This is a genomic window from Desulfovibrio oxyclinae DSM 11498, assembly GCF_000375485.1.
In the GTDB taxonomy this organism is placed as follows: Bacteria; Desulfobacterota; Desulfovibrionia; order Desulfovibrionales; family Desulfovibrionaceae; genus Pseudodesulfovibrio; species Pseudodesulfovibrio oxyclinae.
This window is the reverse complement of the sequence record NZ_AQXE01000002.1, coordinates 28,237-42,548: the sequence shown is the minus strand read 5'-3', so window position 1 is coordinate 42,548 and position 14,312 is coordinate 28,237. Positions and strand designations below refer to the sequence as shown.

Sequence of the window (14,312 nt, the reverse complement as noted above, 5' to 3'; positions counted from 1 at the left end):
GGCCGTCACCCCCGAAAGCCCGGATCAGCCGCCGATGGCGGCCATTTTCGTGGAGCAGACCCCGCGCTCGCGCTTGGCGGCGAGCAGATCGTGCCCGATGGGCTTGCTCTTGAGCGCGGTCCGGACCACCCGAACCACGTGCTCATCTTTAAGCCTAGGATGTCTGAGGATTTTTCGCAAATGGAAAACCCTGTCGGAGAAGAGACAGGTACGCAGGTCCCCTTCGGAGGTCAAGCGCAGCCGATTGCAGGAACCGCAGAAATGATTGCTGTACGGAGAGATGACGCCCAGCCGCCCCTTGCCGGCAGCCAGTGCATACATGGTGGCGGGGCCGCGATGTCTTTCGGCCACGGGGACCAGTTTCTCCAATTCGGAGGCCTCGCGGATGATATCACTGGCCGTCCAGACCGAGCCTTCACTCCACCCGGTGTCCTGTCCGATGGGCATGAACTCGATGAACCGAACGTCCACCGGCCGGGTCCGGGCCAGTTCGAGAAACGCGGGCAGTTCATCGTCGTTGAAGCCTCGCACTCCCACCGCATTGACCTTCACGGTCATCCCGGCGTCCACGCAGGCGTCAATGTTGTCGCGAACCACCTGAAACAGGTCGCGTCCGGTCATGTGCCGGTAGCGATCACGATCAAGGGTATCCAGCGAGATGTTCACGCGTGACAGGCCCGAGGTGGCCAGCCTGTCGATATGCTTTCCGATGATGGTGGCATTGGTGGTGGCGGCAAGCGTCAGGTCCGGGAAGCGCCTTCCGGCTTCTTCCACGAAATCCATGAATCCTTTGCGGACAAAGGGCTCCCCGCCGGTGAACCGGACCTTCTCGATGCCCAGCTCTCTGGCGATGCCCATGCACCGCAGAATCTCCTCGTACCGCAGGATGCGGTCATGCGGAATGAACACGCGCTCCTTGCTGGCGCAGTAGCGGCACAGCAGGTTGCAGCGGTCCGTAACGCTGACCCGCATGTAGCTGGCCTTGCGGCCATGGGCGTCCAGAAGTTTACCGGCCATGATTCCTCGCTATTTGCCGAACGGACACTTCGGGAAAGTGCAGGTGCGGCAGTTCAGACAGTATCCGCCTTCGGCCATGCGCGCCATGTCGCGGCGGGTGATGGTCAGCCCGGCCAGAAGCCGCGGCAGCAGCAGGTCCAGGCTGGTGGTCTTGAAAAACAGAGCGCAGGCCGGAACCCCAAGCACCTGAGCGGCCCCGATGCGCCCGGTGAGCGTCATGGCTCCCGGCAGGATGGGCGCGCCATGCAGATAGTCGGTGAGTCCGGCGTCGAGCAGCGCGGGCCGCGTCACGTCGTCCGGGTCCACGGAAAGTCCGGCGGTCGTCACGATAAGGTCGCACCCTTCGCTGATCATCCGGGTCACGGAGGCGGCGATGGCCTCACGATCGTCCGGCACGATGTCCGAGGTCATGACCTCGCTCCCGAGCCGGGTGACCTTGCCGGACACGATTGGAATGAACTTGTCCTCGATGAGTCCTTTGAAGACTTCGGTACCGGTAACGAGGATGCCGACCCTCGCCCGGCGCAGGGGCTTCACTTCCAGAAGCGGCTCGTCGCCGAGCATGGAGATGGCCCGGCTGTAGTTCTCGCGAGAGATATAGAGCGGGATGGCACGGGTCCCGGCCACGCGCTTTCCGCCTTGCACAAGACTCTCGCCCTGCCGGGTGGCGCACATGACGTCCGGCACCAGATTGAAGGCCTCCAGCTGGTCGCGGTTGACCGTGAACAGCCCGTCGCAGGTGGCCGTGAAGTCGATCTTGCCTTCCGAGGGGTCTTCCTCGAACCCGATGCCGTCACCGGCCATGCGCTGCGCAAATGCCTTGACCGCCACGTTTTCGTGGATCCATTCCTCGCCGGGATCCACTTCATCCGTGAACACACGGGAACGTCCCATGCGCTGAAGGCGGCACACGTCGCCCGCGGTGATCTCCTGCCCGGCCTTGAACTCCGGTCCCTTGGTTTCGCCGGGGACGATGCGGGTCATGTCGTGCAGAGCGGATTTGCCCACCGCTTCTTCCACGTCCACGGCATCAAGGTCCGGGGAAAGAAGCGGCGCGGAGCGTTGGTCGGTGGTCACATAGGGAGCCTCGCCCTGACATCCACGGCAGATGGCGCCGTCGTTGAGGGGGTAGGCTTCGCCGCAGGCCGGGCAGAGGCCGATGGAGCGCATCTGCTTGTGGCCCAGCTTGTGTTCGGGAATGACGATCTTTTCCACGGAAGTATAGGCGGGGCCGGCTTCCTTGATCTTCGCAAAGAGCAGGTCCGTGTCCTGATCCGCCTTGGCGGTCCGTTTCAGGAACCAGTCGGCTATGTCGGGCCACTGTTCGATCTTTTCCGTGTCGATATACACGCGAACGCCCTCGCCGGTGTACTTGTCGAACATGGAAAGGGCGTACCGGCCGAGGTTGACCACGCGCATCCAGCTGTTGCCGGTACTACAGAGGGTCAAGAGTTGAACGGCGTCCGGCAGGCACTTGTGGGACTCCACGATGACCTCGAAAAGGGTCCCCTCAGGCATGTGCGATTTGGCCAGCTCGACCATGTAGCCGCCGATAAGCAACCCCGGAGCGGGGTAGCCATGAAACTCGCGGGCCTTTTCCTTGAACTCCTCGAAAGTGTAGTCGCCGATGTTCATTCGATCGTCATTCCTTGGTGTAGTGATGAGGACGAGGTGCCTACGCGAATATTTCCCGCTTGCTCACGGCCTCGGCCTTGATGCGGTCCAGCAGGTCAGACAGCGCGGATTTAACGTTTTCGCGGATGTCTCCGGCCACGATGAGAAACAGCACGTCGTCGCCCGGTTCCATGCGCCCGTCATTGGCATGGCATACCACGCGCCAGATACCTTCGCGCTGTTCGATTTCCTTGCGGATTTCTTCCATCTTGTCCCGGTCCGGGGTGATTTCGATGGCCGCCACGTCCTGCCTGTCGTTGCGGGACCAGCCGCGCACCACGCCGTTGTGAACCAGCACCATGCCGACGTTTTCCTTGAATCCCGGCTCCGCCTTGAGGTCCTTGAGCGCCTTGGTAATATCCATGAATGCCTCCGGATGTTTTTACAATTCGAAGGCACACAATAGTACCGGGCGGCAAGGGCCGCAACCTTTGTTTCATATCCGCTAGGTTCTGCACCTGAAAAAAGCGAAAAAACGATGTCCGAATATAATATGATGCGGCTATTCAATCCGCTTATGGTGAGCATCAAGGGAGTCCGTGTGGACTTCCTGACATCAGGATTCCTCCCTCATGCCGCTCCGGGCAGAAAAGCCAGCCCGTCCGAATCGAGGCGTCCATCCGGCCAGGACGCCTGGGACCGAGGAAGGAAGAACCACCGGGAACCGCCGCCCAGCCCTCCAACAACCCGCGGCGGGAAACGGCCTTGCAAAGTCCCGACCCATTCCCGGAGCGGTCAAAAACAGCCGGACGACTCGGAAGCCCGTCCCGAGTCGTCCGGCATCTTTTATTCTTTTGGCGGAAAAATAAATTAGATACTTTCGAGACGCCTGATCACGTCCAGCACGAGGTCCCTCGGAGTGGACGCGCCCGCCGTGACACCCACGACGCTGTAGTCGGCAATGTCGTCAACCGGCAGCTCGTCCACCGTCTCCACGTGCAGACACGGCTTGCCCTGATCGCGCACCACCTGCGCGAGCCTGCGTGTATTGCCGCTTGAATACCCGCCGACCACCACGACAAAGTCCACTTCCTTGGCAAGGTCCATGGCTTCGTGCTGGCGCAGCTTGGTCGCGTCGCAGATGGTGTTCAGCACCGTCACTTCCACGCCTTCCATGGCCTGAAGACGCTCGGCAAGCTCGTCGAACTGATCCCGGTCCTGCGTGGTCTGGGCGGCAAGCACGTACTTCCTTTCGGGGGAAAAATAGAACTCGTCCAGCATGGCGACCTCGTCGAAGACAAGCCCGCTGCCGCCGGCATAACTGACCAGTCCGCGGACCTCGGGATGGTCGTCCTCGCCGTAGAGCAGCAGGAACTGCCCTTCGGCGGTGTGCCGGGCGATGAGCTTCTGCGCTTTTTTCACCTTGGGACAGGTGGCGTCAACAATATCCACGCCCCGGTTTCTGAGCCCCTGCTCCACCTTACGCGCAATGCCGTGCGCCCGGATCACCACGCGGCTGCCGTCGGGCACCTCATCCGGCGATTCCGCAATCAGCACGCCCTTCTTGGCATATCGTTCCAGCACCTGCGGATTATGGATAATGGGGCCGAGGACGAAGACCGGTCCGGTCACGCCCTCTTCGATGATCTTGTCCAGCTTGGTGAGCGCCAGATCGACGCCCATGCAGAAGCCTGCCGTTTCGGCCAGTTTTATTCTCATGCCACCTCCCGTGCGCCTCTGAGTCGGAACCCATGCGTGTAAACTCCATGGCTTCGTTTGGCAAGCCTGACCGGACCGGTCGCCTTGACACCCGTCCTGTGATGTGCTTTCAAGCATCTGCAACGAATGTTTCAAACAAGGCGGTACACATGAGCGGGAACAGCGACATCAGCACCAAGCAGGCTCTTCTGCTCGCAGCCGTGCGTGTCTTCGCAAGCAAGGGATTCCGGGCCGCGACAGTGCGGGAAATCTGCCAGCTGGCCAACGCGAACGTGGCGGCGGTCAACTATCATTTCGGCAGCAAGGACGCGCTCTACGCCGCCGTGCTCGACCACACCTTCGATCTGGAAAAAACCGAAGCGCTGCGCGAACGGTTCGGCGTAGCTTCGGATGCACCCATCGAGGAGCGCATCGGCGCCTATATCCGCACACACATTCACGAAATTTATGCAGACGAGGGCTGGAGCGGCGTAGCCTCCGACCATTGGGCCATTTTCCTTATGGAAATGGCGTCCCCGAGTCCGCATCTGGATTCGCTGGTGCACGAACACATTCAGGGCTACGCGGGCGACCTGAGACAGCTCGTGAGCGAGTATCTGGGTGTTGAGCCCAACCACCGCATGGTGCTGGACAGCTCCATAAGCATCTGGGCACAGCTTTTCGATCCGCTGGTCATGATGCCCATCACCGACCGCTTCCGCCCGCCGCGCCCCCGGGTTCAGGAATACCTCGACGAATTTGCGGACCACGTTGTCGCCTTCACGCTGGGCGGTCTCAAGGCGCTGAAAGAAACCATCTAACCGGGAACTCCCGGAGCCCCCATGAAACGAGTCTGTCTGAACAGGAAGACGCTGATACCGCTCGTCCTGATACTGGCCGTCGTCGCAGGCGCGGCCTACGGCCTTCGTGGTGAAGAGCCTCAGGCCCCCAAGGCCGAGAAGCCTGATCCGGGCGTCAACGTCACCGTGGAGACCGTCACCCCCATGAACATCGTGGACACCTTGACCCTGCCCGGCCAGACCGAGGCGCGCCACGACGTGACCCTCTCCGCCGAACGCGGCGGCAGCGTCGAGTCCGTGGCCTTCACCGAAGGCGACGAGGTTTCCGCAGGGGACATCATCGCCAAGATCGACGTCTCCGCGCTCAGGGCCGTGCTCAACCGGGCACAGGCCAGCTTCGAGCTCGCCGAGAAGACCGCTGACCGCAAGGCCAAGCTGCGCAAGCGCAAGGTGGTTTCCCACGAAGAGCTGGACAAGGCCAACACCGACCTGGCCCTGGCCCGCAACAACCTTCAGGAAGCCCGCGTCAATTACCAGCAGGGACTCGTCACCGCCACGGTGGGCGGGGTCATCAACGACCTCTACGTGGACCCCGGCGAGTACGTGCGCCCCGGCGATCCCGTGGTCAACCTCGTGGCCGTGGACACCATCCGCATCAATGTTGACGTACCGGAAATGGACGTGCGCTTCCTGTCCAAGGGCGACCCCGTCGAAGTGACCGTGGACGCCTACCCCGAGCGCCGCTGGAAAGGCGTGGTGGACTTCGTGGCCTTCAAGGCCAACGCGGCCACCAAGACCTTCAAGGTACGCGTGGTGGTGCCCAACTACGACAACAGCATCCGTCCCGGGATGCTGGCGCGCGCCTCGTTCGAGCGCCGCTCGCTGCAGGGGGTTACCACCGCCCCGCTCTTCGCCATTCTGGACAAGGGCGGCGAACGGCTGGTGTTCGTGGAAAAGGACGGCAGAGCACAGGCCCGCACCGTCAAGGTGGGCGTCATAAGCGGCGAGCGCGCCCGCATCCTCGAAGGGCTTGAACCGGGTGACAGACTCATCGTCACCGGCCACACCGAAGTCGAGGAAGGCACCCGGGTGAACGTGCGATGATCATCAACGATCTTGCCCTGAGCCGCAAATCCACGGTTCTGNTCCTGCTGCTCTTCATTGTGGTGGCGGGGCTCTCCAGCTATGCGTCCCTGCCGCGCGAGGACTCCCCGGACATCAAGGTTCCCTATATCTTCGTGCAGACATCCTACGAGGGCGTGGCCCCGGAGGACATGGAAAAGCTGGTGACCATCCCGCTGGAACGCAAGCTCAAGGGCGTCTCCGGCCTCAAGGAGCTCAAGTCCATTTCGGACGACGGCATCTCCATGATCACCATTGAGTTCACGCCCGACGTGGACGTGGACGACGCCTTGCAGAAAGTGCGCGACAAGGTGGATCAGGCCAAGCCGGACCTGCCGGACGAGTTGCCAGATGAGCCCGAGGTCCGGGAGCTGAACCTTTCCGAGCGGCCCATCATGAACGTGGTGCTCTCCGGTCCCTTCAGCCTGCGGCGGCTCAAGGTCTTTGCCGAGGACTTCGAGGACCGCATCGAGTCCATCCCCGGCGTGCTCGACGCGGTGATCGTTGGCGGCCTTGAGCGCGAAATTCACGTGCTGTTCGACATGGACCGGGTGGCCTTCTACAAGATGCCGTTCTCCAAGCTGCTGGACTCGGTGCAAAAGGGCAACGTGAACATGCCCGGCGGCACCATGGACATCGGCAAGGGCCGCTACACCGTGCGCACGCCCGAAGATTTCCACCATCCCAACGAGATCGACAACATCGTGGCCTTTGTGCGAGACGGCAAACCCGTTTACCTGCGCGACGTGGCCGAGATCGTGGACTCCTACAAGGACCCCACCGACAAGTCCCGACTCGACGGCGAGGTCAGCGTCACCATTCAGGTCAAGAAGCGCGCTGGCGAGAACATCATCGAGATCAACGACACCGTGCGCGGCATCGTGAAGCAGATGCGCCACGACCTGCCGCCGGACCTGCACATTTCCATGACTTCGGACACCAGCAAGGACATCCGCCGCATGGTGGCGGACCTTGAAAACAACATCATCTCCGGGCTGATCCTCGTGCTGGCGGTGGTCTTCGCCTTCATCGGCGGCCGCTCCGCGCTCTTCGTCTCTCTGTCCATTCCCATCTCCATGCTCATCACCTTCATCGCGCTGCAGGCGCTTGGCATCACCCTGAACATGGTGGTGCTCTTCTCGCTGATTCTCGCGCTGGGGATGCTCGTGGACAACGGCATCGTGGTGGTGGAGAACATCTACCGGCACATGCAGGAAGGCAAGAGCCGCGAGGTGGCGGCGCAACACGCCACCGACGAAGTGGCATGGCCGGTCATCACCTCCACGCTGACCACCGTGGGCGCGTTCGCCCCCATGGTCTTCTGGCCCGGCATCATGGGCGAGTTCATGGCCTTCCTGCCCAAGACCGTCATTATCGCGCTGGCAGGATCGCTCTTCGTGGCACTGGTCATCAACCCCGTGCTTTCGGCGCGGTTCCAGACCATCCGCAAGGCGGACCTCGAAGGCAGGCCCACCCGCATCGACCGGGCGCTGGAGCGGTTGAAACGACTCTACCTGCCCATGCTCGAATGGGCGCTGGACAACCGCATCAAGATCGTGGGCGGCTCCTTCGTCCTGCTGGTGCTCATGACCGTGGCCTTCGGCATGTTCGGCAAGGGCGTCGAATTCCTGCCGGAGACCGACCCCAAGCGCGCGTGGATCAAGATCAAGGCCCCGGTCGGTACCAACCTCGACGCCTCCGACGATATCGTGCGGCAGGTTGAAGCCGTGTGCGACGAGTATCGCCCGGACGTGGAATACGTCATCGCCAACACCGGCAAGACCAGTCAGGCCGACGAGTTCGGCACCCACTGGAGTCAGGTGACGGTGGACTTCGTGGACATGCACGACCGTTCGCGTCCGTCCTCCGAGATTCTCACCGACATGCGCGACAGGCTGCGTAGCGAGATACGCGGCGCGCAGATAATCGTGGACAAGGAAGAAAAAGGCCCGCCCACCGGTGCGCCCGTGAACATGGAAATCACCGGCCCGGACATGCGCGTGCTCGGAGAACTGGCCTCGGAAGTCAGAAAGCGCATCAAGAACGTGCGGGGGCTGGTGGACCTCAAGGACAACTACGTTTCCGCCAAGCCGGAAATCCAGATACGCGTGGACAAGGAGAAGGCCGCTCTCATGGGCCTCGACGCGCACACCGTTGCCTGGACCGTCAAGAGCGCGGTCAACGGCGCCAAGGTGGGTACCTACCGCGAAGGCAAGGACGAATATGACATCATCGCCAAGCTGCCCGAAGCGGACCGCAGCTCCATCGAGAGCCTGCGCCGGCTGACGGTGTCCGGTCCGGAAGGGGATCCCATCCCCATCACCTCCGTGGCGCGAGCCGAAGTGACGCGCGGCCTCGGCGGCATCAACCGCAAGGACCAGAAGCGCGTGGTGACCATCGAGGGCGACGTGGACGGTCGCCTCGCCAACGACATCATCCGCGAGATAACCGAAGAACGGCTGGCGGACATGCAGTGGCCGCGCGGCTACTCGTACCGTTTCACCGGCGAGCAGGAAGAACAGAACAAGGCGGGGAGCTTCCTCGCCAAGGCATTCGTGGCCACCATCTTCATCATCTTCCTCGTACTGGTGACGCAGTTCAATTCCGTGGTCACGCCGTTCATCATCCTGACTTCGGTGCTGCTGTCCTTCATCGGCGTATTCCTCGGCCTGCTGGTCACGGGGACGCCCTTCGGGGTGATCATGACCGGCGTCGGCGTGGTCAGCCTCGCCGGGGTCGTGGTCAACAACGCCATCGTGCTCATCGACTACTTCGAACAGCTCAAGCGTTCCGGCATGAAGGTTCGCGATGCCCTCGTGGAGGCGGGTCTGACGCGATTCAGGCCCGTACTGCTCACCGCCATTACCACCGTTCTGGGCCTGCTGCCCATGGCGACCGGCATCAGCTTCGACTTCGTGAACTTCCGCTGGGACGTGGGCGGAGAATCCTCGCAGTGGTGGGGATCCATGGCGGTGGCCGTCATCTTCGGCCTGGCCGTGGCAACGGTGCTCACGCTGGTGGTGGTCCCGGTGCTCTGTTCACTCAAGGAGAGCTTCGACGAGCGTCGCCGCAATCGCGCCTAGCTTGACCGTTTCGCAATACTGACAGTATCCCTAGGGTGGCGCATTCGTGCGTCACCCTTTTTTCATTCGGAGGAACCCATGGCCCGTCTGCTCGCCCTGCTCATCGTCCTGTGCCTACCTGTGAGCGTGCTCGCCGCACCGGTACTGCCGGTGACGGTTCTTGAGCGTCTGCCTCACGACACAGGCGCTTACACGCAGGGACTCATCCGGTTCGAAGGCGGTTTTCTGGAAAGCACCGGCCATTACGGGGAGTCCACCCTGCGACGCCTAGACAGTGGCGGACAGGTACTCTCCGTCTACCGGATGCCGGACGAGCTCTTCGCCGAAGGCATCGCAGTGGCAAAGGAACGGCTGTTCATGCTCACCTGGAAATCCGGACAGGTGTGGACCTTCGATCCGCACACGCTCGAACCGTCAGGACGCTTTGAGCTGCCGGAGCGGTTTTCACGCAGGGAAGGATGGGGACTGACGTTCGACGGAGAACGATTGATCATGTCAGACGGGTCGGCGTGGATTCATTTTCACGAACCACATAATTTCAGACGCATCGGCAGCCGGATGATTATTGACGAGGGTCATCCAGTGCGACGGCTCAATGAACTGGAGATGGTCAACGGCTGGCTGCTCGCCAACATCTGGAAGCGGGACGAACTGGCGGTCATCGACCCCGCCACCGGCATCGTGGCCGCGCGGCTGGACCTCTCTCCGCTCAGAAACCGCCTGAACGCCGGCGCCGAAGTGGCGAACGGCATCGCATGGGATGAAGGGAATGAAGGGCTGTACGTCACCGGGAAGGACTGGGACACCATGTTCCGCATCGCCCTTCCCGGCGTACTGAAAAATCCTCCGGGGCTGCGCTAGTGCTCGCCCTCGGCCTTGAAGGTCACTGCCATGTCTTCAAACTCCGTCCAGTCGCTCACGGCCTTGAACGCCCGAAGCAGATGTTCGCCCGCCTCGGGGGAGCAAGTGTCCAGCCGGACAAGGCTCGTCCTGCGGGTGGTTTCCGCCGGAGTGGTCCGGTCTTCCCGGCCCTCGGCCCTGATGGAGAGTTCCTCCACCCTGACGGCCTTGTCCTCGAAATTCATGATCAGACCGCTCCATTCCCGCAGGCCCGCTTCCCGCGCCATGCGGCTGGGCAGATAGCGCACAAGCTTCATGCGGCGTAAGGCGTGCCCATCAAAGTAATAGCGGCGCAGGGTCCAGTTTTCATCACCGGGACGGGCGAAGGCGTCCAGTATGTAGTATTCGTCGCGCTCGGCATCCCAGCCGAACATCTGGCGATGCAGCTTGCCGTTGACCAGACGGGAGTCCCGGCTGCAGGAAGTCTCCATGGCCTTTTGCTCCCATAGAAACTGCCGTTTGGCCTCCACGCCGAATTCCTCCAGCCCGTGGGCAAAAACTACCGCGGCCGAGGTGAGAATCAATACCAATGCCATACCGATTACCCGCATGAGGGGCCTCCTTGCGTTGCGCAATCGCGCCAAGTATCGTTGAAGAATGGGGAAAGGGAGTGGATCAGCTCGATTCGCCGCCGGGACGGAACACGAGCCATGCCCCGAGAAGCAGCATGGGCAGGCAGAGAATCTGCCCCATGGTCAGCCACCCGAAGGCTATGTATCCCAGATGCGCGTCCGGCTCTCTGGCGAATTCCACGATGAAACGAAACGTCCCGTAGCCCAGAAGGAACATGCCGCCCACACGTCCCTGCATACGAGGTTTGACTGAATACACCCACAGAATGATGAACAGTGCCAGCCCTTCCAGTCCGGCTTCGTAGAGCTGGGAGGGATGCCGGGGCTGTGGCCCGGCCTGTGGAAACACCACGCCCCACGGCCCGTCGGTGACGCGGCCCCAGAGTTCGGCGTTGATGAAGTTGCCAAGTCTGCCGAAGAACAGCCCCGGCGGGATGAGCGGCGCCACGAAGTCTCCCACTTCCAGCAGGGACTTGCCGTTTTTGCGCGCAAACATCCAGCAGGCCGTCACCACGCCGAGCAAGCCGCCGTGGAAGGACATGCCGCCGTGCCACACCGCGAAAATCTCCAGCGGGTCGGTCCAGATGATCTGGGGCTGGTAGAAAAGCACGTAGCCGAGTCGTCCGCCGAGCACCACGCCGAGAATGGCCCACGTCACCAGATCGTCCAGCTGGACTGCGGTCCAGCCCCGCCACGCCTGCCGCGTGCGCCGCCGTCCGAGATACCAGCCCGCGGCAAAGCCCAACAGGTACATGAGTCCGTACCAGCGAATTGCCAGCGGCCCCAGAGATATGGCAACGGGATCGAAACCCGGATGTGTGAACACGAATCCCCCGATGTTGACGTGAAAAAAGGGACCGACCAAAGCAGCCGGTCCCGTTGTACGGTGGAGTCATGGTTTCGTAAAGTCCCGCGGGCGGCTATTGCGCCCGAATCAGTCTCGTCATGCGCAGCAGGCCGCCGGAACCGCCTGTTTCCGGAGAATGGGCGGTGGCGTGGATGAACCGCGCGGTCACGGTGCCGTCGCCGGAAACGGATTCCACAAAGACCGCCGCCACCTGCGTCACGAAAATGGTGTTGCGTCCCGAGACTGGCGGCTGGGCCGGATCGTAGAAGGGAATCAGCACCACGCGGGGGCTGTCCATGGGGTCCGGCTCGAAGCTGCCTTCAATGGCGTTGGCGGCGTCATTCCAGTACGCATAGGGATCCTGTGCGATGAGGTCGCGCACGCCCTTGGTCACGGGGCCCTTGCTGTTGCCCGGTTCGAGCTGAATCTCGTCTTCCGGTCCCACGGTAGCCTCCGCGTTGGAGCCGGTACAGCCCATGATGTTCTCGTTGACCATGGACGCCCCCGTCACGGGAGTGCCCTTGTTCACGGGCGGGAGGTCAATGAGGTTGTACTGACTGGGCACGATAGCGTCATGCGGGTCGCCCGGCTTGAGCAGGATCACCGTTCCGGCATCTTCTTCGGAATATCCCGTGACCTGAACGCTGGCGAGCTCCGCGGCGCTTTCGGTATCCAGCTGTCCGTTGGATCGGAAGGAGGAGCCCACCGGCTCGGCTTCGTCGTCCCATATATACTTGTCGGGCACGCTGAACGGCTTCACGCAGCGCGAAGAATCGGCAGCAACAATCTGCGCCCTCGACGCCACGGACACGTCAGCCCAGTCCACGCCGAAGACTCGCGCAAAGGAGAGCGATACGGCGTTGCTTCTGGCGGCATTACGGGTCACCTTCACCTCGACGGTGTTGGCATCTTCCGTCACCACCACGCCGTCACGCAAAAAGCGTACGTCAGCGGTGGTCACGGCAGAGGCGGGGGCATCGTCGGCGCGCAGGTTCCTGCGGGCAAACTCCACCGCGGCCTGCGCCACGCGGGCGTGATCGTTTCCATAGGAGAGCAGTGCATCGGCCCCAGCCAGCGCACCGGCGTCCGAGGCGCTTTGCATGTCGCTTCTGCGAAACTGCATGTGGGCCAGGTCAACCGCCAGCGCGGCCACCCCGGCGATGGCCACGAGGGCCGCCGCCACGAGAATGCTTGTTATGCCCTGTTCTTCGCGAACGAATCGTCTGATGATATTCATGCCGTCCCTCCTTCTATTCCATCTTGGCGGTAGCCGAAGCCTCAGCCAGCGTGGAGAAAATGTCCTGCAACGGAAGGACGACCTGCCCGGAGGCGTCGTAGCTCAGGTTCACATCTACCGCTTCGCCGAAATCGCCGGCGGCTGCCGTCTGGACGGCCATGGTCAGCAGGGACGGGTCAAAGCCGGCGGAGCTGAGAGAGTCCACCACGGCCTGACGGGCGTCATGGCCTCGCGATGCCTGCACGGCCCCTTCGCGGGCGGCGCGGTTAAGGGACGTGTGCAGCGTGTACATTCTGTGGGCGTCCACCATGAACAGCAGCAGCGGAACCAGCACAAGACTTGCCGCAAGCGCGAATTCCACGGTGCTGTTGCCTTTTCGGGTATTGTATCTCTTGCTGTTACCGCTCATGACGCACCACCGCTGTTGCCGTTATCGTCCTGTTCTCCGCCAGTCCTTCAAGAACGGATGCTAGGGTATAGAATTCGAACGGCACGCTGACCGTCACGCTCACGGGCTCTTCGGGAATCCGTTCGCTCACGACCACTTCGGGCGAGGAGTTGATGCCGCCGCCCTGCACTTCACTTTCCACCACCGACCAGATGTCGGCTTCGGTGTATTCGTGCAGCATGGCGGCGCGGGCGCCCTGAGAGGCCGCGTCGTTGACCACGTTGCGAGCCCAGCACCAGCGGCCGATGTCGAACATGCCGAGCATGAGCACGAAGAAGAGCGGCAGGATGAATGCCATCTCCACGGCTGCCATGCCGGACTTGTTGCTTGTATGTATCTTCTTGCCAGTCATTGATCGGCCCTCGATTGGTATTCTTGGTCACCCATCAATTAGCACCATCCATGCCAAACACACCTGCTCTTCCAACACGCCGTAATGTCGCATCTTTCCCTGACGGTTCCGGAAACACACAGCCCCAAGCGGACCATGAATCGTAGAGTTTCCACGAAACATGGTTCGGCATCCATTTTTTATGGACACACCTTTTCCACGCCATCCTCAAACTTCCGACCCACAAAAATACTTCCCCCCACTTTTCCAAATGCGCAGGATAATGTATCGTCGAATGAAAATTCCAAGGGAGGCATTCGAAATGAACAGTTACCGCTGCATCGTCAAAGGCAAGGTTCACGGTGGAAACTTCCAGGGCTGGGTCCAGAAGGAAGCCGAGCACCTCGGACTGACCGGCTGGGTTCGCAACGTGCAGGATCGCGAGGCCGAGATTCTCGTTCAGGGCGACACGGAAAAGCTCAAACAGTTCGAGCACCAGCTGCGCACCAAGGCGCCCCTGCCCGAAGTGGACGAAATCCGCTGCGACCCCTTCGACCACGACAAGACATACGACCAATTCGAAATGCGGGGCTGATTCCCGAGACTTTCAGGAACGGGCAGGGCCGCCGGGACCGGAGGGTCC

General features: G+C 61.9%; 14 protein-coding genes. 5 read left to right on the top strand and 9 right to left on the bottom strand.

What is annotated here, in order from left to right:
• Positions 1-24: 24 nt before the first annotated feature.
• From moaA to ispH, 4 genes are all read right to left on the bottom strand, one after another.
• Complete coding sequence (gene moaA / locus B149_RS0102850) at positions 25-1,017, bottom strand: GTP 3',8-cyclase MoaA (protein WP_018123652.1); 993 nt, start codon at positions 1,015-1,017, stop codon at positions 25-27.
• Positions 1,018-1,026: 9 nt separating this feature from the next.
• Positions 1,027-2,652: an FmdE family protein gene (locus B149_RS0102845; RefSeq protein ID WP_018123651.1), complete on the bottom strand. Its 1,626-nt coding sequence runs from the start codon at positions 2,650-2,652 to the stop codon at positions 1,027-1,029.
• Positions 2,653-2,692: 40 nt separating this feature from the next.
• Positions 2,693-3,055, bottom strand: a complete 363-nt coding sequence (locus B149_RS0102840; protein ID WP_018123650.1) for a molybdenum cofactor biosynthesis protein MoaE — start codon at positions 3,053-3,055, stop codon at positions 2,693-2,695.
• 446 nt (positions 3,056-3,501) lie between these two features.
• Complete coding sequence (gene ispH / locus B149_RS0102835) at positions 3,502-4,350, bottom strand: 4-hydroxy-3-methylbut-2-enyl diphosphate reductase (protein WP_018123649.1); 849 nt, start codon at positions 4,348-4,350, stop codon at positions 3,502-3,504.
• Positions 4,351-4,499: 149 nt separating this feature from the next.
• Between ispH and B149_RS0102830 the strand changes: the two genes are divergently transcribed.
• The 4 genes from B149_RS0102830 (at position 4,500) to B149_RS16235 (ending at position 10,195) form a co-directional block, all read left to right on the top strand.
• Positions 4,500-5,150, top strand: a complete 651-nt coding sequence (locus tag B149_RS0102830) for a TetR/AcrR family transcriptional regulator (RefSeq protein WP_018123648.1) — start codon at positions 4,500-4,502, stop codon at positions 5,148-5,150.
• A 21-nt stretch (positions 5,151-5,171) separates the two neighbouring features.
• A complete protein-coding gene (locus tag B149_RS0102825) occupies positions 5,172-6,233 on the top strand; it encodes an efflux RND transporter periplasmic adaptor subunit (protein WP_018123647.1) in 1,062 nt (353 codons plus the stop codon).
• Entirely contained in the window at positions 6,230-9,334 is a 3,105-nt protein-coding gene (locus B149_RS0102820) for an efflux RND transporter permease subunit (protein ID WP_018123646.1), read from the top strand. The genes B149_RS0102825 and B149_RS0102820 overlap by 4 nt, the downstream gene beginning before the upstream one ends.
• Before the next feature lie 78 nt (positions 9,335-9,412).
• Positions 9,413-10,195, top strand: coding sequence for a glutaminyl-peptide cyclotransferase (locus tag B149_RS16235; protein WP_018123645.1), 783 nt, complete (start codon positions 9,413-9,415; stop codon positions 10,193-10,195).
• Here B149_RS16235 and B149_RS0102810 read toward each other — a convergent pair.
• The 5 genes from B149_RS0102810 to B149_RS0102790 form a co-directional block, all read right to left on the bottom strand.
• Positions 10,192-10,785, bottom strand: a complete 594-nt coding sequence (locus B149_RS0102810; RefSeq protein WP_018123644.1) for a hypothetical protein — start codon at positions 10,783-10,785, stop codon at positions 10,192-10,194. The genes B149_RS16235 and B149_RS0102810 overlap by 4 nt on opposite strands.
• Before the next feature lie 64 nt (positions 10,786-10,849).
• Positions 10,850-11,632: a prolipoprotein diacylglyceryl transferase gene (gene lgt, locus B149_RS0102805; protein ID WP_026167417.1), complete on the bottom strand. Its 783-nt coding sequence runs from the start codon at positions 11,630-11,632 to the stop codon at positions 10,850-10,852.
• Positions 11,633-11,726: 94 nt separating this feature from the next.
• The gene (locus B149_RS0102800) at positions 11,727-12,890 is read right to left on the bottom strand and encodes a pilus assembly protein TadG-related protein (RefSeq protein WP_018123642.1); all 1,164 of its coding nucleotides are present in this window, start codon (positions 12,888-12,890) and stop codon (positions 11,727-11,729) included.
• A 13-nt stretch (positions 12,891-12,903) separates the two neighbouring features.
• Positions 12,904-13,299 (bottom strand): TadE/TadG family type IV pilus assembly protein, encoded by a 396-nt coding sequence (locus tag B149_RS0102795; RefSeq protein ID WP_018123641.1) that lies wholly within the window; start codon positions 13,297-13,299, stop codon positions 12,904-12,906.
• Positions 13,289-13,690: a TadE/TadG family type IV pilus assembly protein gene (locus B149_RS0102790; protein WP_018123640.1), complete on the bottom strand. Its 402-nt coding sequence runs from the start codon at positions 13,688-13,690 to the stop codon at positions 13,289-13,291. Before B149_RS0102790 ends, B149_RS0102795 begins: the two co-directional genes overlap by 11 nt.
• Before the next feature lie 301 nt (positions 13,691-13,991).
• Between B149_RS0102790 and B149_RS0102785 the strand changes: the two genes are divergently transcribed.
• On the top strand, positions 13,992-14,264 hold the full coding sequence (locus B149_RS0102785; RefSeq protein WP_026167416.1) for an acylphosphatase: 273 nt from the start codon (positions 13,992-13,994) through the stop codon (positions 14,262-14,264).
• Positions 14,265-14,312: the final 48 nt, after the last annotated feature.